This is a genomic window from Burkholderia pseudomultivorans (assembly GCF_001718415.1).
Classification (GTDB): Bacteria; Pseudomonadota; Gammaproteobacteria; order Burkholderiales; family Burkholderiaceae; genus Burkholderia; species Burkholderia pseudomultivorans_A.
Window position 1 is genome coordinate 809,226 of the sequence record NZ_CP013377.1, and the last position, 24,484, is coordinate 833,709.

Here is a 24,484-nt window from a genome sequence, read left to right on the forward strand (position 1 = left end):
GCAATATGGATGAGACAGCCGATCAAGATTTTGGTGAACGGCAACGCAGTCAGAAGCTTGACACTCAACCCGAGATGCCTCCAGACGGGTGGATGGCCGCGCACCGTGCCGGGTTGTTGGACCGTCATCCCTTGGTGCGTCGGGACTATACCATTCCCACTCCGATGGTCCGGTACGCTTATCAGGCAATTCGCGAGCGCGTGTTTGCGAGGCGAACGGGTCTCGTGTTCGTCGGAAAAACGCGGTACGGAAAGAGCACCTGCGCACTGGCAGTACAGCAATACCTGCTACAGGAATTTCCTCGAATCCATGTCATCGTTGTTCCTGCGCGCTCGACGCTTCGCCCCATTGACGGTCACGCGTTCCGTGTCATTCTCGAGAGCGAAAACCACGTCTGCGCTTCACGCACGGACGCGGGAATCCTACTTCGAAATGTGGTGTCTGACGTCGAAACCGCCTTGTATGCAAAAGGGGGAGATCACTTTGTTTTAATTCTTGATGAGATCAATCTGTTCAAGCAGCATGATATCGTCAACCTGCTAGAACTCAGCAATGCGTTGCATCTACGTCACATTAAAATGACTGCGATTTCATTTGGCCAGCCGGAAGTCGAGCAACTCATTACCAGTCTTCAAGAGCAAAACAAGCACCAGTTGATCGCCCGCTTCTTCCGGCGGCCCAAGTCGTTCGACGGTTGTAGGTCCAGGGAAATGCTCGAAGACGTTCTGCGCTTTCTGGACGAAAGAAGCGAGTGGCCGGACGGCTCGGGCTGGAGCTATACGGAATTCTTCTTTCCGTTGGCGTTTAGCCGAGGTTTTCGGTTCTGCAAGTATGCGAATTTGATTTGGAACGAGATGACTGCTGCGATCCCCGATGTGGACCGTGGACTCAGTATGGAGGCCGTTGCCATGACGGTCGAGTGGCTCTTCCTGTCCCTTCACCAAAACGATGAAGAGGCATTCGTGCTGCAGGCGGACAACATACAGAGCGCTATCCAGGCCTCGGATCTCGGATTGGGTGATTAGGTGCGTAAGCGACTCGATGCAAGTGATGGTGAGACTTTCAGCGGACGGCTTACGTGGCACGCCGGTAGTGTCGCACCATACGAGTCGGCCTGGTCGGTGTTCGCGAGAGTAATGGTAACGAATCGCCTAACATGGAGCGAACTACGGAGCTTGGTATCGTTTTCGTCGGCAGTAGCCGTTTGGACAGGCAATGAATTCCTTTCGGCACGTAACATCGAGCTCGATACATACGCGGCGCTATTAGGCGAGCGGCGTGCCGATCTTGAGGCGGGTTTTCTCGACACGCTGGGTTTTCCGGCGTCGCTGTTGAGCACGCGGGGCATTCGACACTGTCCGGTGTGTACCAAGGCGGGCTACCACTGCACGTTGTTTTCCCTTGGCGCTCTGACGTATTGCCCGTGGCATCGCATCCCACTCACGCAGGGCTGTGTGCAATGCGCGAAGGTCGTGCGCACCATGGGACCGCTCAATTTCTCGGAGATCGTCACTTGTCCGGGTTGCGGCATGCGAATCGTCGACCCAGCCTATCGTCTCTGCGGTGTCGTCGACCCAGGTATTCGCAGAGCAGCCGAAGGCTGCTGCAGGGAAATCACCGCGTGGTGGCGCACCGTCAGTACCAACGAGCAGGCTACCAATGAACTGATGGGCGATTCGCTGCGCGCTGCAACTAAGGCAGATCCTGAGAATCAGATCGCGCTGAAATGGGGGGCCGTATGTGCGCTTGCTCTGCCACCGGAATCTTGGTTGACCAATATATGTGCAACGCCTGCCAACATTGTTCGGTGGCAAGAGTGCAGGCGCGACGCGGTGAATGATATCGAAGCAGGGCGGACGCCGCTTATTCAATGCTATCGCTCCGTTCGGCGACAGATTTTCCGAAAATTCGTCCGCCCGCATCGACGGTGTCTATCGATTCTGACGTCGGCAAAGCGGCCGGATCTTTATTGCCTCGACCGTGAGCAAGCCTGTGCAGTGTGCATTGCCTTTATTGCTTGGCGACGTGCAATTGAGCAAGAATTCGATGCGGTCGAGCAAGTACTTCACAAAATGAAGCAAACAAATACCGCATTTCCCCGTAGTCGGGTATTTCGATATCTATCAGACCGTCCGCCAACCTTGCCTACGGGGCGTCCATTCACGTTTGCCGATCGACCTGTTAGAAGCTGGAGGCTTCGAATGCCGAATCTCGGTGGCTCGGCTCCGTCGATTGAACTCGTGCCGCGTGTTCTCTATGCTGAATTCTTGAGAATCTGGATGGAACTCGAGGTTGGGCATATTGGTACCAACCTTAAGATAATCGTCAATCCTCTGGGAGCGCGCAACCTGCAGTTACCGGCTGCGGCATCTGCGTATGGAGGTGAATTGCTGTCAAATGCAGCGGTGTCGGGCTGGACGGTTGTTTTACCAGACGCCTTGGCCCTCGCACGGCAGGCCTGGGAGCGCTGCACGCAACGGGAGTCGCATAGCTGGTCAATGTTTGACGCACAACCGCAAGTCAATGCGCAGATCTTCACTTGGCGACCATCTGAGTCGATCGATCTACTTTTCATGCTGCGTTATCGGCACGACAGCAGTGCTCGAGTGTTTAGATACGTATGCCTATAGTCAGGCGGGCTACATTGAGAAGTTGTTAACGTGCCTGTCATACCCGGTAGGCTGCTCCTCGTCATGGCGGAGGCGATCACACTAATTATCGTTGTTCCATTGCATCGATATGAGAAACGTTGCCCTACGAGATCGAGTGGCGTCAAGGGATGGCGTCGTGAATGCGTATCTGCCACAGAGGTGTAGCTGTCGGAGGATGGTGGGTGTCAGATTATTATAGATTTCGGATTTTAGTTGGGCCGGTAAATTTCGACTGGCTGCATTTGATTTTTAATTTATGGATATATGTTATGAAATTAACGATCAATCAACGGCTTACATGGATTCCTGGGACAATTGTGCCGTTCGAGGCTGCCTGGGTAACCTTTGCAAAAATAATGGCAGTTAATTATCTTAGCTGGGATGCGCTAAGGTCTTTGATTGCTGTTCGGTCGGCTAAGTCGGATGTGGTTATCAATGGATTAATTTACGGATATTGGGTTGACGTCGATAGATGCGCTGCTCTGTTGCGCGAGCCGCTTGAGTTGGTAAATTCGGGGTTCCTTGATAGACTCGGATTTCCGAAATTGTTGACCTACGATTTAGGTATTAGACATTGCCCGGAATGTGCGGAATTGGATTATCACTGTGCGTTATTTGATATTCAGGCATTAAGTCATTGTCCGTGGCATGGCGTCCCTTTGACGGCTCCTTGTCGACGATGCTGTCAGGCTGTACGGACTATAATTAAACATGTTGATAAAGGTAAGTTAATTTGTCCTGCATGTAGAGTAAAAATTATCGATCTCACGTATCCTTTCGCTAGAAGTGGGATGCATCCCGATACTTTGCGTGAGACGTCAGAGCGATGTTCTGAGTTCACAAATTGGTGGAATGGAGTTTGCGTGGAAGTTCCTCACGCCAAGGAACTCCTCGGGCCCGCGTTATGTAAGCAAGATGTCGAGACCGAGCGGCTCGAAAATGTTGAATTGAGGCGTGGATGTCTGAAAAGCGTTTCAGAACCGCCAGCGACCTGGCCTTGTGGTGAGAAGGCCATAAGGGGCAAAATTATTGCTTGGGAATCTGATGCTAAAGATAAGGAGGGGCGCGATGGCGAATATCTAGCGAGATCCTGCTATCGATCTGTACGGCGCAAAGTATTCCGAACATTCGTTCGAACACACCGGTCCTGTCTCGCAGAACTGACGTTGTTGTCCCGACTCGATTGGTTGCATCTTGAGCGGGACTATGTTTGTGCCGTCTGCGTCGCCTATCTCACGTGGCGCCATGTTAACGAGGGGGGCGTTAGCCGTCCGGCGGATCGTTATCGGGGTATATCCCGAAAAGAGCTGAAAAATCTCCCATTATCCGGGGCTTCGATTTTGTCGCGAGACTTGGCCAATCTACTCTATATAGATTATCTAAGGTTGCTGATGAATTTGGATGATATGAAATGGAATGTGAAAATAATTGCTAAATCAAGGGTGAGTGGAACGCTTGTTGATTTCGAGGGGTATCGCGAGATTCCACTGCCATCTATTTTCATCGAACCTTCTGAGGGTGTTGGTGTGAAGCCGAAAGGGACTTTCGTGGTGACGGTTCCGGACGGGCAAGTTCTCTTGGATCGTGCTTCTGAGAGATGTAAGCGTCGACGCCGTGATCGTGAATGTATGACTGGCGTCGATGGTCCCTATATTGAAATTGAGGCTCGAAATATGTGGATTGATATTATCTATAACGACATATTATTTAAGATAAAGTGCTTTCGGCGATTTGCTCCAAAAAGATATCAGTGCTTGATCGCGTGACGCAATTGTAGTTGGGATGCGTGGCGAATAGTCGAGCTCCGGAGATGTGTGTGCATATTTGCATGATCTAACAGGATCAGCCTGGAGCGATTCATGCGCGAAGATCGTAGTACGTATTTCTAATTCCAACATCAAATTTAGGATCCGAAGTGGTATGTGCGTATCAGGCATCGTATCGAGTTGAGTCTCCTTTGCGTTGTGAGACCGATCTGTGAGTAAGCCAATTCGGTAGCGCTGTCGGCCGCGTCCGCACGCTCTCTCATCGAGCGACGCACTGTTGACCGACTGGCCATCAGATGCGCAGTATGCAACCGCCTCATCGCGAACCACAGCACGCGGTGGCCGATAGGGATGAATGGCTGATCTCGCATGAGCCAGATTACCGGGCACTTGCTGCTACCGACGCAAGCCTCCCATTCTCTGTGTTATTCGACAAAGCCCAGACAAAGCCGGCTGGGCACTCTGTAGATGAGACGTCAATATTGTGACTTAAAGACTACTGACTCCGTCCGCTAGTGTTCGCAGTATTCTGCGCATGTCGCGCACTCGTCTCGTTCCTCCTCCGCAGTCACTTCCGGCCCGTGAAGTACTTGCAATTAATCTTCGCCGCATGCGCGCTGAACGAGGCTGGACGCAGGAAGATCTGGCGGAACATAGCGGGCTGGATCGTTCGTTCATCGCTCACGTTGAGCGACAGGTCAGGAACATCTCTCTAGACAATATGGAACGCTTGGCACGTGCTCTGGACGTGCCAATCTCCAAGCTGTTAGAGCTTTGACGTGGTTGTGGCGGGCAGGCTTCGGAGGTCAAGGTCCAGCCCATGTGGATGACATCGGATTTGATGTCCGACAGGAAAAGTATGGTCGTTCGGGTGAGTTTGAGCCCCATTTTTCGCGACTCCAGTTGCCCGCTAGCTGACGCCTGATACTTCTTCCTTTTGTGTGGTTTTTGAGTCACAATCGGCATCAGATTCTCACCGATCATGGGACTCGAGATGCGCAAACAATCCGATACACCGAGCCGTGTGCCACAAGAAATAGTTTCTTGCCCCGCCGACTGCGGGGTAGCCGTAGATATCGTCTACGCCGAAGGGTTGATTTGGGTGACGGCGGAGAAACAACGGTTAAGTGTCGCCGTCGGTCTCGGTGACGTTGCCGATGCCGGCTATAGCATTCAGACACGCACGCTGGGCATTGCACTTGACTCATCGTTGGCGTACATAGAGATTCCGTGTTCTAGGCTGCAAGCGGAGAACATCCTGACGCACATCGGATGGGATCTGTCGCGGCTCCATGTTCACTAAGGCGTCGGCGTTTGCGTTCTGATCCATGTTGTTGACTCGGCGAGTGCGATATGCGGAAGCCCTATCGAGCAGTGCGGCGCTATCCACCCAATCCATGTGGGCGTGACTTTGTGGTGGGCGACGTCCATGGCTGCTTTTCTCAGCTGAGCGACGAACTCGCGCGATTGAACTTTGATCCTGGTTGCGATCGGCTTTTCAGTGTCGGGGATCTCATCGATCGTGGTCATGAATCGGTGTTCGTGCTCGATGTAGTCGGTCGTTACAGGATAAAGGCAATACGCGGCAACCATGAGGACATGATTCTGCGCTGGTATCGCGGGGACGTGTCTAGCGACGTAATGTTCGAAAATGGTGGGGCATGGTTCATGAACATGGTCGACGGAAGTGGGCGAGCGAGACGGTTTGCCAACTTCATGTCGTCGTTGCCGTACGTGATCGAGATCGAAAGTCCGCATGGCCTGATTGCGCTAGTGCATGCTGACGCCCCTTGTGGCGAGTGGGCTGATCTGACAACTCAGATCCAGCTAGAGGGGCCTGATGGCTTAATGCGCAGGCGCGTGCTATGGCAGCGTTCGCGCTGGCGTGGCGCCGGAGCCCGAGGATTTGGCGAATTATCGGCGCAGCTGAACAGCTTATTCGGCCTGCCTGCAGACGTCGCAAAACACACGACGCACGACCCGTATCAGTGGGTTCACGGTGTGGTCGCGGTCGTTGTCGGGCATACACCGGTTAAACGGCCGACTGCACGTGCCAATGTCATCAACGTTGATACCGGGGCGGCATATGGCGGGTCGTTGACAGTTTTAGATCTTGCAGACGTGCCCCGAATACTTGCAGGGCAAGAGGCAGTGCTATAGCCCGTTGCAGTCGCAAATTGCGGCATTCACTGCGAGCCAGCCCATCGCAGTGGATTGCGCCACCGGACTGAGTTGCGTACTCAACCACCTAGTATGTTATTCGGAGCAAGTATCCCCGGCCGCGAGCCGGTCCACTAAGTGGCTTGCGTCGCGGCAAGTTTATTGCAGTTGACTCCGATGATAGCGTCGACCGGCTGCTGATGCCGTAGGATCTGGCGGGCGCGGGGGTGTCAGGATTTCCGTGTTCAAGGCGGGTGGAGTAATTACACGGAAGGCCGAACGAATCGATCTGCGTAAAGGATAGCGAATTGGTTCATGGCCGTCTTCCAGTCGTGAGCGGCGCTCCCCCAGTTCGCGGTGATGTTGCGCAAGGCCAGCCAGATGAGCTTGGTGGCAGCCTCGTCGGTCGGGAAGTGACCACGGGTCTTGATGATCTTGCGCAACTGCGAGTTGATATTTTCAATCGCGTTCGTCGTGTAAATGATCTTGCGCACACCCGGCGGAAACGCAAAGAACGGGATCACGCGATCCCAGGCGTTGCGCCACGCGCTACTGACAGTCGGGAATTTCTGACCCCACGGCCCATCCGCAAACGCATCGAGTTCGGCCTGAGCGGCTTCCGCGCTGGGAGCGGCGTAGATCGGCTTGATCGCCGCGGCCAAGCCTCGGCGGTCCTTCCAACTGGCGTAATCGAGGCTGTTGCGGATGAGGTGGACGATGCAGGTCTGCAGCGTGGTGGCCGGGAACACGGCGGCCAGCGCTTCGGGCATGCCCTTGAGCCCGTCCGTGACGGCAATCAGGATGTCGTGAACGCCGCGCGTCTTCAGATCGTTGAACACCTTCATCCAGAACTTGGCCCCCTCGGTATTCTCGATCCACAGGCCCAGGATTTCCCGCGTGCCGTCGGGCAGCACGCCCAGCGCCAGATAGACCGCCTTGTTGCGCACGACGGCGTCTTCGCGAATCTTGACCCGCAGTGCGTCGAAAAACACGACCGGATACATCGGCTCAAGCGGTCGGGCCTGCCAGGCGGTTACTTCGGCCATGACCTCGTCGGTGACCGAACTGATGAAGTCGGGCGAGACCTCGGTGCCGTACTGTTCCAGCAAGAAGCCCTGAATCTCGCGTACGGTCATGCCTCGGGCATACATGGCGACGATCTTGTCGTCGAAGCCCGTGAAGCGCCGTTCGTGCTTGGGAATCAGGATGGGTTCGAAGCTGCCGTCGCGGTCACGCGGCACCTCGATACGGATCGGGCCGTCTTCGGTCAGAACCGTCTTGGCCCCTTTGCCGTTGCGCTGATTCGTGGCGTTGACCGGCTTGGCAGCACCGGGAGGGTAGCCGAGATGATGGTTCATCTCGCCGCCCAGCGCCCGTTCGATCAGCGCCTTCTTGAGCGCCAGCGTCGCGGCGTTGATGGCTTCGGCCGTCATCGGACCGTTGCCGAACTGCTCGAGCAGCTCGGCCGGAATCGCCGGCAGAGCCGCCGGCTGGGCTTTCGGTTTGCGAGGCATAAACTCTCCTTGGGAGCATGTTATGCCTTAAACACAAAATTCCTGACAGGCCCGCGGGCGCGCGCGGCGCCAATCGCGCGCCGGCGTATCCGTAAGTCTCGGCGGCCCACGACCTCGACGCGGTGTTCGCGTACCTCCACCGCTACGGTGGTCAGGCCGCGACGCAGCGCGCGTACTGGCGCGAGCTCGAGCGTTTCGTGCGTTGGGGGGCTCGAGTGCCGTAGAGCGAAATAATTCTGTCACTTCGAGTCCTTGTGGATCAAGGCCTCCGGCCCGCGAACTGACGACTTTATTGGCGGTCCCTTCAAAATAATTTCGTCAATTCGCCTACGTCCGCATTAAATTTGTCAACTCGCGTTGTGGACCAAGCGTTCCGGCGGTAACGTCCTGATTTCTAGTCCGATTGTCGACGCAGCGCTCGGCCGGTCGAAGCGCCAAGGACAGACGGGATGCTCTCTGCCTTGAGCCAGTCCCCTATGTTTGGAAAGCAGTGTTGCCGGACGTCCGGGGCCGATTGTGTCTGGCTGCTCGCGGTCATCAGCTGTCGTCGATCGGCGCATGCCATACTTCGCAGCAGAAAGGCGTTCGATGAGTCAGCAGCATGCCTCTCTGGCGCCGGACGCACCAGGTGATGCTGACGCCGTTCTCTTGATCCATGTTGGCATCAACTATTCAATCCGATTCCATGGCCCCGAAAGAGCCCAAAAAGCCGAATCCATCCACCGCTGTAGCTCCTGCAACGGCGCCGGCGGAAGGCGAACGCCGAGCGCTCCGTGGATATATCGGCCAGTATGAGCGGGCAGGCGCTGCCATCTACGCAGCGCTCGAGCGCGACGAGCTGCTCTGGATCGGCGTCGCCGACCGCAACGCGGGTATTGCCGACGACCTGGTACTTGGCTTCGATGGACTGGTCGTCGGCCACCAGTTCAAGACGTCCAAGTTCCCGGGGACCTTCACTGTTGAGACGCTGTTTACTGGTGCCAATGGCCTCTGGAAGCCCCTTGTTCATGCTTGGCAATGCCTGCGAAAGGACAACCCGGGAAGCCGTGTCGAGATTCGCTTGGTCATCAACGATTTTCCATCGACTACTGACAAGCCAGGCGACGGCACGCCGCCCCACAGCGCGGCATTTCTTGAAGAGTTCCAGCAGCATACACATCGGTCGCTGGCGGATTGGTACACGCCGGAATGGAGCCGACTGATCAATCACCTACGCCGGGAAGCTAGCCTGAGTGATGGCGACTTCGAACAGTTCTTGCACAGCCTCCGTGTGCTGTGCGGAGCTGCGGCGGACTTCGTCCTATCGCACAAGCTGAACGCCGAGCAGGCACGACAGGCATCCGAGATTGCCAGCGTACTGCCCAAGCTGGTCGTCGACGCACGCGACAAGGACAGGTGGACGCGTGACGAGCTGCTTCGTGAGCTTGGCTGGCGCGATCCCGCCAAGACGCTGCTCATCCATCGGTTCCCAGTCGGCGCCTATGTCCAGCGCAACCGCGACACTGAGGTCAAGCTACTAGCCGCGTTGCAAACCACCGCCCAGGGCTACGTCTCACTCATAGGTCCGCCTGGCTCCGGGAAATCCACCCTCCTACAGGTGGCACTGGCCACCGAAGCAAATATCCGGCTCGTCCGCTACCTCGCGTACGTGCCGGGCGCTGCCCAGGGCGTGGGACGCGGAGAGGCCGACAACTTTCTGACCGATGTTGGCACGCAGCTGCGCAACAGCGGTTTGATTGGACTGCGTCTTCGCGATGACTCGCTGCATGAGCGACGCGAACAGTTCGGCGTCCTGGTGCGGCAGGCTGGGGAACGCTTCGACCGCGACGGGATCCGAACGATCATCGTCGTCGACGGGCTCGACCATGTGCCTCGCGAAGAGCGGCCGACCAATTCGCTGCTGGGCGAGCTACCTCTTCCCGCGGCTATCCCAAATGGGGTTGTGTTCGTCCTCGGCACGCAGCGCCTGGATCTCGCGAATCTGAAGCCCGCCGTTAAGGAACAAGCAGAGAAGAGCGAGCGGCTGGTCCTCATGAGCCCCCTCGGCCGCGAGGAGGTCGCTCGGATGGCGGATGCGCTTGGCCTGCCTACCGACATTCCGCGACTAGAGCTAAGCAAGCTCACGCATGGTCACCCGCTGGCAACGCGCTACTTGATTCAGGCACTGATGCACGCGGACGGAGTCGGCCGCGTGCACCTACTCAGTGGCGCGATGCCGTTCGAAGGTGACATTGAGACCGTGTATACCGCCGCCTGGCGCGAAATCGCAAGCGACAGCGATGCCATGGACGTGCTGGGCTTCATCGCCCGGGCTGAGGCGCCCATGGACCTGCGGCTGCTGACCACGATAGTCAAGGAGTCCGCGATTGAACGCGCCCTAGTCGTTGCACGGCACCTGCTCCGCAGTTCATCCCAGGGATGGAGCGTTTTCCACAACAGCTTCAGGCTGTTCGTCATCGCACAACCGCGAACCCGCCTCGGAAGTGTCGACGCCGAATATTCCCAGCGCGCGTATCGCGACCTCGCCGAGCTGGCGAAGAACGCGCCGCACGAATCGGCGCAGCGATGGCTCGAGCTGCGCTACCGCGCCCGTGCCGGCGACGGTGCCGATGTACTGGCATTAGCGATGCCCGCTCGCTTCAGGCGGCAACTGGCCGACGGGCGCTCTATCGCCGAAATCCACGCCGATATCCGGCTGGCACTGCTAGCAGTGCGCGGAACGCATGATGCGACCGCCTTCACACGGCTACTGCTGTGTCGTGACGAAGTGGGGCGGCGCGAAACAGCTCTTGAGTATGCCAACCAGCTTCCGCTGGCGATGCTGGCGGTCGGGGACATTGATTCAGCCCTTTCTTTCGTGCAGTACTTCCCCACCCAGGGCTACGAGGTTGTCGACGTCCTGTTGAAGCGAGGTGACTTCGAGCGCGCGAAGGAGCTATTTGAAAGCATCGAGCCACTATCACAGCTCCATACGTCCAAGTTCGAGAACCACGGGCACGACCACAACATCAAGGAATTCGAGAGGTGGGTGAGGCGCGCCATCCATTTCCGAGACACGGAGCAGGTCCAGACAGCGATTGACCATCTCACCGCAGAGGGGCTACGCCAGCCCGAGAGGCTGGATCCAGAAACTGTCGCCGCGCTGCGCCGGCATTTGAGGAGGGAAGCCGCAGAGGCGACGCTCCTCCAGGAGATTGACGCCGATCCACAAGAACTCTGCAACAAGCTCGGGGTAGTCGACGAAGACAAGCCGTCTGTGATGGCTTACGCAGGGCTTGTGGCAAATCAGCGTGGCGACGTCGCGCAAGCGCTTGCCTTGTTTGACGCCGCTACCACCCTTCCTGGCTTCGGAGAGGTGCCCAACGGTTACCGCCGCCGTATGGCACTGATTGCATTCCAAGCTGGCCGTCGTGACCTAGCCGAGATCCTGTTCGACAAGTTGAGTGCACCGATGATCTCCATATGCGACGACGAGGTGAACCTGGCTGGGCTGGGTTATCTGGTCGGCGCGGTGATGCATCACGCAAGGCTTTGCACGCTGCTCAACAAGCCGCTGCCAAGCGCGATACAGTCGAAGCATGCCTTCCTTCATCCGTTCCAGCAGCACGCGTCGACAATAGGCGTGCTTCTAGGTCGCGCCGCTCTCGACAACGCGACCGTGCAGGCTGGCAGCGTCCAGGCCGAAGCCCGCGTTGCCCTTGGGTACGTGCTACGTCTGACGTCAGAAGGCGGTACCGAGTCATATCGCATCCGGCAGGCCTTCAAAGCGACCCCTGTGCTAGCGCAAGCGCTGCTCACGCTCGGCGCCAAATGTGGCGAGGATGAGTACCGCACAGTACTCCGAGAAATTGACGCAGCCATCTCCTCATCGATCCTGGGAGGCACTGCATATCTACGGCGCCGGCTGTCCGTCGATGCGTATCGGATTGACGGTGATCGCGCGGGGGCCGTCGACCGGCTCAACGGCCTCGTGACGGAGCTTCAAGAGAGCACGCCGAGCGAACAGATTGACGGGCTGGCGGATTTGGCCATCGCGTTGGCTGCGGTCGGGGACGTCGAACGGGCGAAGCAGTTGCTGGCGGCAGTTCCGGAGCAATGCCTTGGCTACGCGCTGGCTCCTAAAAAAGACCCACAGTACGCAATCTGGCGAGACATCCTGGTCCTTGCGAACGCCGCTGATCCAGAGAACCGTGTCAAACGCGTCTCAAACTTGATGCGCCAGGTCGGCGGCATGACCGAAACGGAAGGGTCGTCGGCCGCGCAACGCCTGACGATGTCGCTCATAGAAGAAGCGATGCAGGTCGGGCCTCGCTTCGGCTTCGAGGTGTCAAAGACACTGGCGGATTGGCATCTGATCGGGTGGCCGAACCGCATCGACCTACTCATGACGGGGATGGTTCGGCGAAGCCCTGAGCTCGTCTTGCCTTGCGCTACCATCTGGTGCGGGCTCTGCCTACCGTTCTACATGGAACCGTACTACCGGGATCCGTATCACGTCGGCGACTTCATCGACAGCGCCGCCAACGCTGCAGGCCCGAGCCAGATTGAGCCGCTCACGCTGATGCTATTGGAGGCGATCGAAGTAGCAAGCAGAGCACACGAGAGGGTCGGACTGCTCCAGCGCCTTCGCACTGCGGCCGGAAGACATGAGTTCTCGCCCTCGGGGCTTGAAGCCGCTGTAGCCAGATGGATGTCAGAAGCGCCGGAACCTCGACACTCGTATACGCCCAGCAAGTACGACTCGGAGGCCACCCTCGAGGATCTTGAACGCGCGTTTGAAGCGGATGGTGACAAGCTGGACTACAACGCCCCGTACCGTTTCAGAGATCTGGCCGAGAAAGCTCCACTCCATTTAGTGCGGAGGATATTTGAGCGTTGGCAGGTCTTGCGGGACAACGCGCGCTGCCGCTTCCTGATGGTGAAACGGTTGGCTGCGGCGGGTGAGGTTGAGTACGCCAAGAACCTGATGCAGGGCTACGAGACAAGCACGGAACCCTGGAGCTCCTGGAGCCAATGGATGGGCGGAGGCAAGTTCTTCTACTTTGAGGCGAAGAAGCTCTTGGAGGGACCATCCACATCCCCTGTCGCCTTCGACAACATCGTCGATTCAGTGACAGCGGGCGAGGAGAATATCCAGTCGTTGCTGACAGAGCTGGATTCGATATTGCCAGTAATTAGCGCGACGCCGGACTGGCCGGCCATATGGTCACTGCTTGAGGAGCAGATGGCCTGCACTCGCGAGTTCCAGCTGGGACGGTCATTCCAGCCGAGCGAGCTACCGCTCAGCGACACGGATCTTCTGCAGGACTTGCTGCACTTTGCCTATCGGTTGCCCGTCGCCGAAGTTCAGCGACACGCACGCAACTGCACGCTGCGCTTGGCAGGGCAAGCCGGACACGGTCAAGCTTTGTTCACGTCCCTTATGCGGCGACTTCTAACCGGCGATTCCGATGCCCCCCTGCAAGCGCTCGGAACGCTGCTGGCCGTTGACAGCGCGGACCTCGCGCCTGAGCTGGGCACTGCCGTGGCTGCGTTGGTCAGTCACCGCGATATCTCGGTGGCAGAGTCAGCCGCGCTCTTGTCGCATCGGTGGGGGGTGGCAGTATCCTTGGACGCGAAGCCACTGCCGCTCTTCTACAGCCTCGAACTGGAGGCCCCCTCAGAGGGCGACCATGCCTTCAAGGACGAGAGAACTGGTGCGATGCGAGTTGAGTCGCTGCTTGGCTGGACCCAGATGCTACGCTCGACAGCACAGCACCTTGCGCACGCTGCAGGCGTCGACGAGATGACAATCCGCCGACGCGCGGCGATGCTCATCCAAGATTGGGGCGGACTTGAGGCATTCGGGCCTTCTGGTGTCGAAAGGCTTGAGGCTCAGCTTCGCGCCCTTGACATGCAGATCACATACCTGAAGCCCCATGCCTACATTGCCATTACCGCCCTTCGCCATGTCGCGGGAGAGCTACGGTTGGCAGGCAGGCTGAACGGCCGCGACAGGCCGACGCTGTTGGAGCGTTTGGGTTGCCCTCTTCCGCCTCGGCCGCTGAAGTTCCCGCAAGTGCGCCCCGAATGGATTCGCATGCCGCTCTTGGACCGACATGTGGGTTGGTCCGAGCGAGAGCAGAAGTGGGTTGACGAGGTCGACAGCGACGTTGCTTCCGTCCCGGCACACCACGATGGTCAAGTCGTGGCTGAGGTGTCGCGTATCAAAATTTTCAAGCCACGCCAGTCAGAGCGTCGCCTCTACCGATTTCGAGCACCCTCGGCACAAATTGACAGGGAAGACTTCGACCAGTGCTATGCCACGTTTCCACTCGCTGTCTGGCTAGGCAAGCATGTCGCCCTCGACAATGAACTGGCGCCAACGCTGGTAAGACGAGTTGTTTGCTCTGTGGACATGGGCTTTGACGCAGCGGCCTATCCGTTCGCGTTGTGCCCGAACTGGGTGAAGAGGCTTCGTTGGCACACCCATGACGAAGAACCGAGCGTCTTCCTCAACGCGAGCGGGGCTGTAGTCGCAAAGCTCTATTGGTGGCGTGACGCTGGCCCAGTTGACATCGATGCGGAGTCTCAGTGGGGCGAGGGTTGCTACCTCGTTCTGACGTCGACAGGCCTCGAACAGCTCACCGCTAGCAGTGGTAAGCTGGCCTTGGTCATCAATGTGTTTGCAAGCAGGCAGATCAAGCAACCAAGCAGCCACGGGCAATCTCTCCTAAAGACGGCGAAAAACAGCTACTCAGTCTAAGCCGTCCACATTCAGCTGACCGCGATCGCCTGCGGATTCAACCCGTCGATGCAACGAATTGATGAAAGCACTCAGCCCATTTTTCAAAAAGTCTTTCTGAATTCAACATCACATCATCGCATCGATCCCCGTCTGGCCGTCTAACAAGCGGTGTTTTTTTTGAAACGCGCCACAAAACTCCTTACGGCTATTGCAGCCAAAATTGACGGGCCAAATTGCCGTTAATTTTTTAATATATTGGTTATACTAATGAATCAGCGTATCTCCGTAGATTCATTCTGCGCCTTGCGATCAGGCAACCTCGATCTCGTCGACGGCGGGGAGCCACGCCCGGAAGTCGGTACTCGTCGCGATCCACCGGAAACCAGGGGGCGTGACCATGAGCACGGTGATGCCATCGGGATTCGGCGCTGGGTCCCAAAGGCCGTGCGCCTCGATCTCGGCGATCAGCGCTTCGTATTGGTCGGTCGTCTCCATGGCTATCACGAGCACCTCGAAGCCAGCCGCGGCAATCTCGGTCATAAGCGCGGGCTGGACGTCGGTCCCAGGGCCGATATAGGCGGCCACCATCCGGCCGCCCAATCTGTCGTTTATCCGCGTCTGGCGTTCATACGCGGCGTCAATCTGCGGGCCGGGCGCGCTGCTGGAGATGCTGAACCTTCCGTCCTCGGTCAGCTCAATCGTCCAGGGCATCGGCGGGTTCTCGCTAAACCGGCCGATTATGGTCCTGGGGGAGCGATAAGTCTCCATGGTTGCCTGCTGAAAGCCTTGCAACAGTTCGAAGAAGAACAGGGCGATCTGCAAACCGTCCTGTATCTGCTGGAATGAGACGGCGACCGGCTGACCGCCGTTGCGCCGCCGCAGTCGCAGACAATCTGGACCCAGGATGTAGTCGGCGTGGGCCATGCCGTTGCGGATATCGTCGCGGAAAGCGATTTCGAGCAGGTGGGCGAGGCCTGTCATGCCGATTGCCGTTGCGACCTTCGCTAGGTGCCGGAACATCGCATTGGCGTTGGGGCCGATCACGGCACGGGGCTCTTGGCGCACCCGGACGAGGTTCTGAAAGGGCCAGAGGTTATAGGCCTTCAGCTGCGCAACGCGCATGGTGTTGAGCAGGCCTTCGTACACTCCGCCGGCTTCGGCAAGCTGAGCGTACAGACAGAGCACCTGGCGCAGTTCCGGTTTGGTCAAGGGTGCGCCCTTGTTGCCGAGCACCTTCAACTCCCCAAACACCTCGTAAGCCGTCTGGACTGTTGACCAGCCGGCGTCCTGCGCACCGCGAAACTCGCCTGACAAAGCTGCGGCGGTGTCGATCTCGTTGATCGTCCGCGCATAGGCGAACAAGTAGGTGAATTGTGCGTGCAGGGCGCGAACGTAGGCTTGCGGCTCCATTTCTCAGTCATCCTTTCCGTCAGGTGCGGCCAATCGACAACGACTAATCCCTTTCCGGAACGACCGTGAACGTCCCCGGACCTCGACGATCAGCAGCTCAAAATCGCGCGCGAGCAGCGGCAAGCGAGCACAGGCGATCGTTACCGGAGCATGAAGGAAATGGGTCAGTGAGTCGAGCGGAGACACCTTGTCAGGCGTCCTGCGGCGCAACATTTGATGGCTTTTCGGTAACGGGCATGTCATCGAACGATTCCGGCCACACGATCGGCTCCAGCATTTTCGCGGAAGGGGTCGAGCGTTTGGGGTGCTCGCGGCGCAGACGCCGCGCCACATCACCGAGGGCATCCGCGCGGCCAATGGCATAGTGGATGAGGAGCGCCGCAGCTTCGCGCGGGTTGGCATCCTTATCATGCTTGCGATGGGCGTCCCCACCGAGCAGGGCCTTGCGCCATCCCTCCGTGGCCCTTGCCGGATCGATCTGATCCAGGATGCGGGTCAAGCCTGCTTCGTCGACTTCGGCGAGAACGCGGATAAACACGGCCGCCTCGTCCCAGAAGGACGGACTTTGTTGCGACAAGATCGCTGCGATGGGGGCATAGTGCGGCTCCAGGAGGGCGGCCAATAGGCTGGGTCTAGTGCGCGCGATGCGTGCCAGCATGGCTACGCCGAGCTCCCATTCGCCGTGACCGTGCTTGGTAATTGAGACGGGTTTGCCCGCAGCCAAGTGACGAAAAGCCACTTCGGGAGCCATCCAGGCGAGGCGGGGCGAGAGGTTGGCGATTTGGGCTTCATTGCGTGCAATAAGTTCGCTGATAGCCGGCCGGGCCGGGGGAAGCTGCCAAGCCACAGACAACAGCATGCGCGCGTCGCCGATCTCCTCCTTCCAGCCGGGGCCGATGGCGGTTCCGATCCTTTGCCAATCGAGCGCTTGGACCGTTTCCGCGAAGACGGTTGGGCAGACTTTTCTCAGGACATCCAAGAGACCGGCGGCTGCTTGAAACGATCGCTGGTCGCTTCGCGACAGCTTGTCCGCCAGGTGTCTCGGCTTCCAGCAGGCGCACATCCGGCGTGCGGCGCGCTTCATCTTGGTCGTGGGGCGCCGCTTTCCAACGTACAGTCCGAGCGGATCGTAGACTCGCAGCGCATGCCAAAAGAGATCGTTAAGCTCGTGGAACGCGTCTTGAGGATCGTTTTGAAGCCGCTCTGCGATCGAGGGCGCGAGCGCTTCGATCAACTCGCAGGCCAAAGCCTCATCGACATAGCTGATGTGCTTGCAAAGGTCGGCGACTAGGGAGAGCGGGGCGTCGAAGGGCCAAGTGGAGACAAGGCGAAAGAGGTGGTCGCGATCAAGCGCAGCCAGGTAGGCGACCTTCCACGGCTCATCGTTCGTCAAGTGACTCAGGGAGATCAACTCGGCGATTTCGCAGGCATGGACCGAGGCAGCAGTGCTGATCGCATCCGCCACGACGTTTGGAGAGACTCGGGCCTTGATGGCGGCGCCCAGTTCTTTTTCATGAGACATGATTTGGTTCACAAGCCTGCCCAAGGCATAGCAGGCGCCTTTGGGCGTGACCTCGATCCAGCCGACGACGACATCTTGATGGTCTGCGGCACCGATCCCGTCAGGTTCGAGGTAGCTCCTGACTTCGCTCAGGGCCCAGCTTGCATGGAGGATTTCACTTGGGGTACAGGCGGCCCAGGCTCGATCGAGCAGCGGACGCAGCCATTCCGGCTTTATTAGGCACGACCAACGCCCATAGTCGTCAGTGCGCCGCAACTCACCAAGAAGTACCGCAAAGCCCCCCAAGGGGAGCATCGGATTGGCAAGTGTGGACTGCAGCAGGCGAGCTATTCGATTGATGCCTTCCGCGTCCTGGCCGCCGAGAATTTGCCCGAGCAGAACGCCGGCTAGGCGCTGGTGAGGACAGCGCAAGTCGGAACGCGTGAGCAGCAGCCGTTGGGCAACCAACCAGTCAATGGCAGGCTGAAGTTCGGCATCTGCGACGTGGCCTTCTACTTGTGCTCTCAGACTGTCAAAAGGACAGGACGCGTCGCGAGAGGCAAGCTGTCGGATGGCTGCAGCAGCCAGTACCACGTCCGCGCCGGCGGCACGCGCAGAATCTGCCATTGATTTAGACCGTCGCCAGCCTCCACCGAGGATGAAACAGAATTGCCATGGAAATTGTGCGGTTTCGGCCTGATTGAGGCGCCAGTCGAGAGGCTCCTGGGACAACCCAGGCCCTACACGGTCGTCAGCTTTCCGGACGGCGGCAAGTGTGCGCTCGGCATCCGCACGAAGGCCGTGGGCGATGACCGCGACTGCTCTCTTGGCGTCAAGGTGAATGGTGCCAGCGCCAGTCACCTTTCCATCCAACAGCGTATGAGCACTCAGCACCCATCGGGTAGCTGAGGCTGATTCCTCCAGCGCCCGTAGCTGCGTGGGTGGCGCCAGATGGGCATCGTCAACGATGTAGAGTGTCGGTTCTGGAGTCGACGCCGCGGTCGGAACACCCGCCGTCGGGTCGGTAAGACGGAAGGTGCGCCAACCGCTCGCGCCAATGGCGCGCGCGGCCTGCAAGGCGCATATCGATTTGCCTGCGCCAGGAACACCGGCCAGCCGCGCTGTCCCGGCTTGGCGAAGCTCCTGAAGCAGGGTTTCGGCCTCTGGTAAGGTCGGGCAGGCGCCAACGTCCGCAGGCCCAAGTGGGCGTCCCATAAGTGCAGGGCCGAGATCGCGCAACGACGTGAAGGAGACCTCTGCCCAGTCGGGAGCCGCGGCAGTCTTTTCAGCCAGTGCGCCTAAGAGCTGTTGGATCGCGCTAGATCGTTCTGGGTAGAACTCCTCGACGACCTTGGGGTAGGACGAAAGCAGGCCAACGATCGACTCCCACCCGAGTACTGCCACGGGGAACTGGCCAGCCTTTACACGCCGCTCCGATACAGCCGCGACGTGTCGTTGAAGCGCCCCCTCGTTCGGAGCTGTGGTGGCAAACACCCACTGACTGAGTTGGGGCGAAAAGCGTTCCGCTTTCGCGAGTTCGGCATCGAACTCGTCAGCCGTCGCGGCGGCGCCGTAGAGTTGATCCTTCCCCTTACACTGCACGCCATAGGTGCGACTCGGCTCGTCCTTTGGTGGGCCGAAAACGTCGACGCCGTGCTGCACTTGACCCGCCCGGCCGTGCCGCTGGATGAGCGGGTTCTCCCATACCGCCGCGAAGAGAGCCCGCATCAGCGCTTCGAACTTGTCCCAGTTTTTTGGCGCCGGAAGTTGCTGGTCGAGGAGGTCCATTGCTCTATTGAACAGTCTACGGGCCAGCTTCGTCAACGTCCAAAATCTAGATCGGCGTCAATGTCTCATATTTGCGCTGTGCAATCCCTCACGCCCGAAGTGAGGGGGCGGAGCGGCATTGGACGACATGGTCATCGGCAGCGACACGTCATCTCAGGGGGCAAGGCCCGATCGGCGGGTAATGACGATGATTGAGCGGTAATTCTCGGTTGCCGTGCCTCGATTCCGGCTGGTGGGGTTATGCGAAGTCTCATAATCACCAAAAACGAAGCACACGGACAGGCGTATCCACGCGGGGACACAATATATGTCGAGCAGCAATTGCCTTCTTTGCGGTCAGGAATCTGATCTCCAATTGAGCCATATCTTCCCAGCATTTGCTTTCCGTTGGCTGAGGGAGTCCGCGGAAACGGCCATTTCAGAATGGGCACGAATCCCAACCAGCGTGCTCAAGACGGGATCAAACGACACTGGCTCTGTTCCTCGTGTGAGAATGTGCTCAGCCGTTCGGAACGATCATTTGCAACGCAACTGTTCCATCCTTATCTCGACAACTCTGGCACACGGTTTCACCACGGTGCGTGGATGATCCATTTCTGCACATTCTTGTCATGACGAGCGCTTCGGTCACGGCGCAGCGCATGGCAACCCTCCTGGAGAGCATGTCCGGCCAGCGACATCAGAAGATTGATGAAGCGTTCCGAAAAAACGTCAACAGATACATCGATAGCGATGCCTTCGAGGCGATGCGCACGGACGTTGAAATGTTTGGGCACGGATCCTTCTCAAAGCGAGGTGAAAAAAATAGCACTGCGCGGCGCACGCAAACCGCGCACAGATAGTCCCCGCTAGACGCTATATGCGAATGTGTGCCGAACCACACGGTACAAGATCAAAAACCAATAACTCGGGCGACGTCTGTTGGCGTATCCGAACCGCGTTTGCGAAATCCAGTGAGATCACTATCCAATCAGGGAACCTTATCGCAACAGCGTGATTGGCCGTACAAACTCTGCTTCCGAACAACCCGTGACCGGGACTTCCAGCGCTCTTTGCCAGTGACGCCGCACCTCTTAATCGACCGTGGTGACTCAATTGTAAGCCGTCAATAAACGACGCCCTACCAATGGTAGGCAGAAGGTCAGATGCTAAGTGTCCGCGTGGACACATGCACTCAGACCGTGATGACAGAGAAACAGGACCTTCGAAGCAGACTGGTGATTGGCCGCAGACGGGATGGCCGGCGGGAATTTGATGAAGATGCCGTGCGGGAGCTGGTCGAGTTTTGCCTGAGGCCGGGGGTATCGATCGCCCGGGCGGCCATGGACCATGACGTTAATCCGAACCAGTTGCGTCGCTGGATCTCGCGCCATCAGCAGCATACGCTGCAAACACCAATGAGACCAGACCCGCTGGTGATAGACGGCGTATCGATCGACATCCCAGGCCCAGCGCGTCGTGTTCCGGTGAGTGAAGCGCAGGCATTTGTCCCTGTCGTCACCGCGCCATCGACAGTGCCTGCCGTTTCCCCTGTACTGCCACCGGACACGTCGTTGATGGCGCTCTCGTTACATGTGCGCCTGTCGAATGGTGTCGAATTTGATCTTGGCGAGGCGAGCGTCGACGAGCTGGCCACGGTGATCCAGATGCTCGGGAGGCTGCCGTGTTCCGGTTCGACGAAGGGCTGAAGGTCTACCTGCATCGCGATCCGGTCGACTTCCGCATGGGCATCAACGGGCTGTCGATCCTGGTCGAACAGGCGATGCGCCTGAACCCAATGACCTCAGCGCTGTTCGTCTTCGGCAATCGCCGTCGCGATCGCATCAAGATTCTCGGCTGGGGCGGCAACGGCTTCTGGTTGCTGCTCAAGCGACTCGAAGCCGATCGCTTCATCTGGCCGAACGGAAGCGACACGATCACGCTCAACGCCGAGCAGTTGCACTGGCTGCTCGACGGAATCGACCTGACAGTGATCCAGAAGCATCCCCAGCGATATTACGCGCGGATGAGCTGAACACTACGCAGGTGGCATGGTCTAATCGGCCATGCCGAATAGCCCCGTCATGTTGAGCGCGGAGGAGTACGAAGCGCTGATTGCCGCGATCGCCGAACGCGATGCGCTGCGCGGTGAGCTTCGACTCGTGACGGCTCAGCGCGATCTGGCCGAGGAGAAACTGCGGGCCTACAAGCACGAACTGTTCGGCGCATCGAGCGAAGCGCGCCATGTCGACCAGCTCGGTCTGTTCAACGAAGCCGAGGCGCTGGCGACGACTACCGACGCGCCCGCGCGCGAGGATATGCCCGGCACATCGGTCGCTGCCCACACGCGAGGCAAGCGCGGGCGCAAACCACTCGATCCGAATCTGCCGCGCGAGGTCGTGCGGCACGAGTTGCCCGAGTCAGAACGGTTCTGCGCGCATGATGGCCATGCTCTCGTCGAGATCGGCGTGGAAACGAGCGAGCGGCTCGACGTGATTCCCGAGCAAGTGCGCGTCGTTCAGCACCAACGGGTCAAATACGCGTGCCCATGCTGCGATCTCGGTATCAAGGTCACGCCCGCACCGGCGCGTATCATCCCTCGCGGGCTGCTCACGGAATCCGCGCTGGCGTGGATCATCACCGGCAAGTACCAGTACGGTATGCCGCTGTATCGTCAGGCCACGCTGCTGCGTCGCTTCGGCGGAGACATCTCGTCGAATACGCTGGCCGCCAGCGTGGTGCGGGTGGGACTGGCCACGCAGCCGGTGATCAACCTGATGCGCGACGCGCTGCTCGAATCGGACCTGATCTACGGCGACGAGACAACGTTCCAGGTGCTGAAGGAACCGGGACGAAGGCCGCAGGCGAAGAGTTACTTGTGGGCGCAGATCAACGGCTCGGGGCCGCCTGTACGGATGTTCTCGTACTCGCCGGGGCGCGGCGCCCAGCATGCGCAGAAGCTCTATGCTGGCGTGCAGCCTGGCACCGTGCTGATGACTGACGGGTACGAGCTCTACAACGGAATCGCCCACGATCACCAGCTCGTGCATCTCGGATGCTGGGCACACGTGCGCCGCGGCTTCATCAAGGCCGAGGAGTCGGTGCCGAAGGCGGCACGCTCGCCGGATCTGCTGGCCACGCGCTTCGTCGTGCTGATCGGCAAGCTGTTCGCGGCCGAGGCGCGCAGCGCGAAGTGGAAGTCTGAACGTCGGCAAGGACTGCGCGCTCGGTACAGCGCCCGCGTGCTCGCCATCATCGAGCGCATGCTGGTCGAGCATCTGCCGGGCGTCGTGCCGTCGAGTCTGCTCGGCAAGGCATTGCAGTACATGAGCGGACAGTGGCCCAAGCTGGTCCGATACGTCGGTAACGGCAACTGGCCGATCTCGAACAACCTGTGCGAGAACGCGATCCGGCCGTTCGTCGTCGGCCGCAAGGGCTGGCTGTTCTCCGATACTGTCGCTGGCGCGCAGGCCAGCGCCAACCTGTACTCCCTCGTCGAGACGTGCAAGGCGAACGGCGTCGAGCCGTATCGCTATCTGGTCTGGCTGTTCACCAGGTTGCCGCTCGCCGCAACCGCCGACGACTATGCCGCCCTCATGCCATGGAGCATGCCTGCCACTCCCAACCTCTGATGGGCGTCGTTAAAAGACCGCATACACTCAATTTCGGTCTAGGACAGCTTAAAAGCCAGATTGTAGTCCCGTTGCGTTCGCTTGATCCCTTGCTCCACTTGGCAGCTCTTCGTTTCGGCGAAAAAGTGCCAACCTATTTCAGGACCAGTCAGTCACACACGTCAAAAAAAAGCGCCCGAAGGCGCTTTTCCTAACCAACTAACCAGTCACAGGCTTAGAAGCGGTGACGCAGGCCCACCGTTGCCGCGGTCTGGCTGACCTTCGAGCTCGGATATGCATTGACGTCGCCGTTGTAGATGGAAGCGCCCAAACCGGCACCCTTCGTGCCGCGTTGGTACACTGCCTGAGCGTAGACGTCCGTACGCTTCGACAGCGAGTAATCAGCCTGCACGCCGAACTGATTCCAGTGCGTGCTTTGGCCGTTTTGCTTTGCGCTCGTGTACGTATAAGCAGCACCCAGGCCGAGGGCCGGCGTCAGGTTGTACTTCCCGTTGATTTCATAGTTGTCAGCGCGCAGCGTACCGGCTCCGCTCGTTTGATTGTCGAGGCGCGATTGCGTCCACGCTGCGCCGACTTGCGCCGGGCCAAACGCGTACCCTGCTGCAATACCGTAGGTGCGAGTGCGGCCTTGGACTCCGAACGCCGTACCAGTCGTCGAATCAATGCTCGGGTTTACCGCGCCCGTCGTGGACAGACCTGCGTTGTTTGCTTGCGAGTATGCCGCACCCAGCTTCAGGCCTTCGAACTGATACGACAAACCGGCGCTATATGCACGATTGTTGGCAAAGTTCGTGCTGTTCGAGAACGAGTACGTGCCGCCGAATTGCAGGCCGGCGTAGTTCACGCTCGTGTACTTGATTGTGTTATTCAGCGCGACGTCGCCGTTCGTGCTCAGACGGTCGTTGTTCAGCGGGTGCGCGAAGTACGTGCCGCCCCACGAGCCCGTTGCCGTCAGCGGCGCCAGGTAGTCTTGCGTTGCGTCATACTGCTTACCCAGCGTGACCGTGCCGTACTGGCTCGACAGGCCGACGAAAGCCTGGCGGTTGAACATGCCGCCGTTGCCGTTTGCGAAGCGGCCGTTACCGATGTTGAAGCCGCTTTCCAACGTGAAGATTGCCTTCAGGCCGCCACCGAGGTCTTCCGAACCACGCAGACCGAAACGGCTCTGGTCAATGCCTGAACCCAACGACCAACGCGACTTCCCTTGGCCGGATGCGGTCTGGACGTTGCTTTGGTAGGTGATGCCTGCGTCCAGCACGCCGTACAGCGTGACGCTGCTTTGCGCGTTAGCGGCGGTAGCGAACGATGCTGCAACTGCTGCAACGATCAGAGTCTTGTTCATTCGTGGAGCTCCTT

General features: G+C 58.7%; 15 protein-coding genes. 10 read left to right on the forward strand and 5 right to left on the reverse strand.

The genetic code is table 11. The annotated features are described in order from the left end of the window. The first annotated feature begins 5 nt into the window (after positions 1 to 5). The 6 genes from WS57_RS03465 to WS57_RS35380 all read left to right on the forward strand — a co-directional run bounded on the left by WS57_RS03465 (position 6) and on the right by WS57_RS35380 (position 6,577). Positions 6 to 1,025, forward strand: a complete 1,020-nt coding sequence (locus tag WS57_RS03465) for an AAA family ATPase (protein WP_059512894.1) — start codon at positions 6 to 8, stop codon at positions 1,023 to 1,025. 150 nt (positions 1,026 to 1,175) lie between these two features. Beyond that, positions 1,176 to 2,630 (forward strand): hypothetical protein, encoded by a 1,455-nt coding sequence (locus tag WS57_RS36815; RefSeq protein ID WP_155741080.1) that lies wholly within the window; start codon positions 1,176 to 1,178, stop codon positions 2,628 to 2,630. A gap of 203 nt (positions 2,631 to 2,833) precedes the next feature. Continuing rightward, positions 2,834 to 4,417, forward strand: a complete 1,584-nt coding sequence (locus tag WS57_RS36820; RefSeq protein WP_155623298.1) for a hypothetical protein — start codon at positions 2,834 to 2,836, stop codon at positions 4,415 to 4,417. A 610-nt stretch (positions 4,418 to 5,027) separates the two neighbouring features. After that, complete coding sequence (locus WS57_RS35375; RefSeq protein WP_335645796.1) at positions 5,028 to 5,195, forward strand: helix-turn-helix transcriptional regulator; 168 nt, start codon at positions 5,028 to 5,030, stop codon at positions 5,193 to 5,195. 216 nt (positions 5,196 to 5,411) lie between these two features. Further along, entirely contained in the window at positions 5,412 to 5,720 is a 309-nt protein-coding gene (locus tag WS57_RS03470; RefSeq protein WP_155741079.1) for a hypothetical protein, read from the forward strand. A 50-nt stretch (positions 5,721 to 5,770) separates the two neighbouring features. Continuing rightward, entirely contained in the window at positions 5,771 to 6,577 is an 807-nt protein-coding gene (locus tag WS57_RS35380) for a metallophosphoesterase (protein WP_081051555.1), read from the forward strand. Positions 6,578 to 6,840: 263 nt separating this feature from the next. On the opposite strand, the gene WS57_RS03480 is transcribed toward WS57_RS35380, so the two are convergent. Continuing rightward, entirely contained in the window at positions 6,841 to 8,091 is a 1,251-nt protein-coding gene (locus WS57_RS03480) for an IS256 family transposase (RefSeq protein ID WP_038455837.1), read from the reverse strand. A gap of 685 nt (positions 8,092 to 8,776) precedes the next feature. Here WS57_RS03480 and WS57_RS03485 point away from each other — a divergent pair. After that, positions 8,777 to 14,836, forward strand: coding sequence for an ATP-binding protein (locus tag WS57_RS03485; RefSeq protein ID WP_059512890.1), 6,060 nt, complete (start codon positions 8,777 to 8,779; stop codon positions 14,834 to 14,836). 291 nt (positions 14,837 to 15,127) lie between these two features. Here the strand turns inward: WS57_RS03485 and WS57_RS03490 are convergent, their stop codons facing one another. The 3 genes from WS57_RS03490 to WS57_RS36825 all read right to left on the reverse strand — a co-directional run bounded on the left by WS57_RS03490 (position 15,128) and on the right by WS57_RS36825 (position 20,293). Then, complete coding sequence (locus tag WS57_RS03490) at positions 15,128 to 16,228, reverse strand: hypothetical protein (RefSeq protein WP_069243763.1); 1,101 nt, start codon at positions 16,226 to 16,228, stop codon at positions 15,128 to 15,130. 190 nt (positions 16,229 to 16,418) lie between these two features. Then, positions 16,419 to 19,517, reverse strand: coding sequence for a hypothetical protein (locus WS57_RS03495; protein ID WP_059512886.1), 3,099 nt, complete (start codon positions 19,515 to 19,517; stop codon positions 16,419 to 16,421). A gap of 569 nt (positions 19,518 to 20,086) precedes the next feature. After that, positions 20,087 to 20,293 carry a hypothetical protein gene (locus WS57_RS36825; protein WP_155741078.1) on the reverse strand — a complete coding sequence of 69 codons (207 nt, stop codon included), beginning with the start codon at positions 20,291 to 20,293 and terminating at the stop codon, positions 20,087 to 20,089. A gap of 369 nt (positions 20,294 to 20,662) precedes the next feature. On the opposite strand from WS57_RS36825, the gene WS57_RS35390 reads away from it, so the two are divergent. Genes WS57_RS35390 through tnpC form a run of 3 tightly spaced genes read left to right on the forward strand, consistent with a single transcriptional unit; the run spans position 20,663 to position 23,128 of the window. After that, on the forward strand, positions 20,663 to 21,205 hold the full coding sequence (locus tag WS57_RS35390) for a transposase (RefSeq protein WP_081337577.1): 543 nt from the start codon (positions 20,663 to 20,665) through the stop codon (positions 21,203 to 21,205). Beyond that, the gene (tnpB, locus tag WS57_RS03505; protein WP_017335001.1) at positions 21,181 to 21,531 is read left to right on the forward strand and encodes an IS66 family insertion sequence element accessory protein TnpB; all 351 of its coding nucleotides are present in this window, start codon (positions 21,181 to 21,183) and stop codon (positions 21,529 to 21,531) included. The genes WS57_RS35390 and tnpB overlap by 25 nt, the downstream gene beginning before the upstream one ends. Before the next feature lie 31 nt (positions 21,532 to 21,562). After that, complete coding sequence (gene tnpC / locus WS57_RS03510) at positions 21,563 to 23,128, forward strand: IS66 family transposase (RefSeq protein ID WP_069243764.1); 1,566 nt, start codon at positions 21,563 to 21,565, stop codon at positions 23,126 to 23,128. A gap of 214 nt (positions 23,129 to 23,342) precedes the next feature. Here tnpC and WS57_RS03515 read toward each other — a convergent pair whose 3' ends face one another. Then, positions 23,343 to 24,470, reverse strand: coding sequence for a porin (locus WS57_RS03515; RefSeq protein WP_059518818.1), 1,128 nt, complete (start codon positions 24,468 to 24,470; stop codon positions 23,343 to 23,345). Between the last annotated feature and the right edge of the window lie 14 nt (positions 24,471 to 24,484).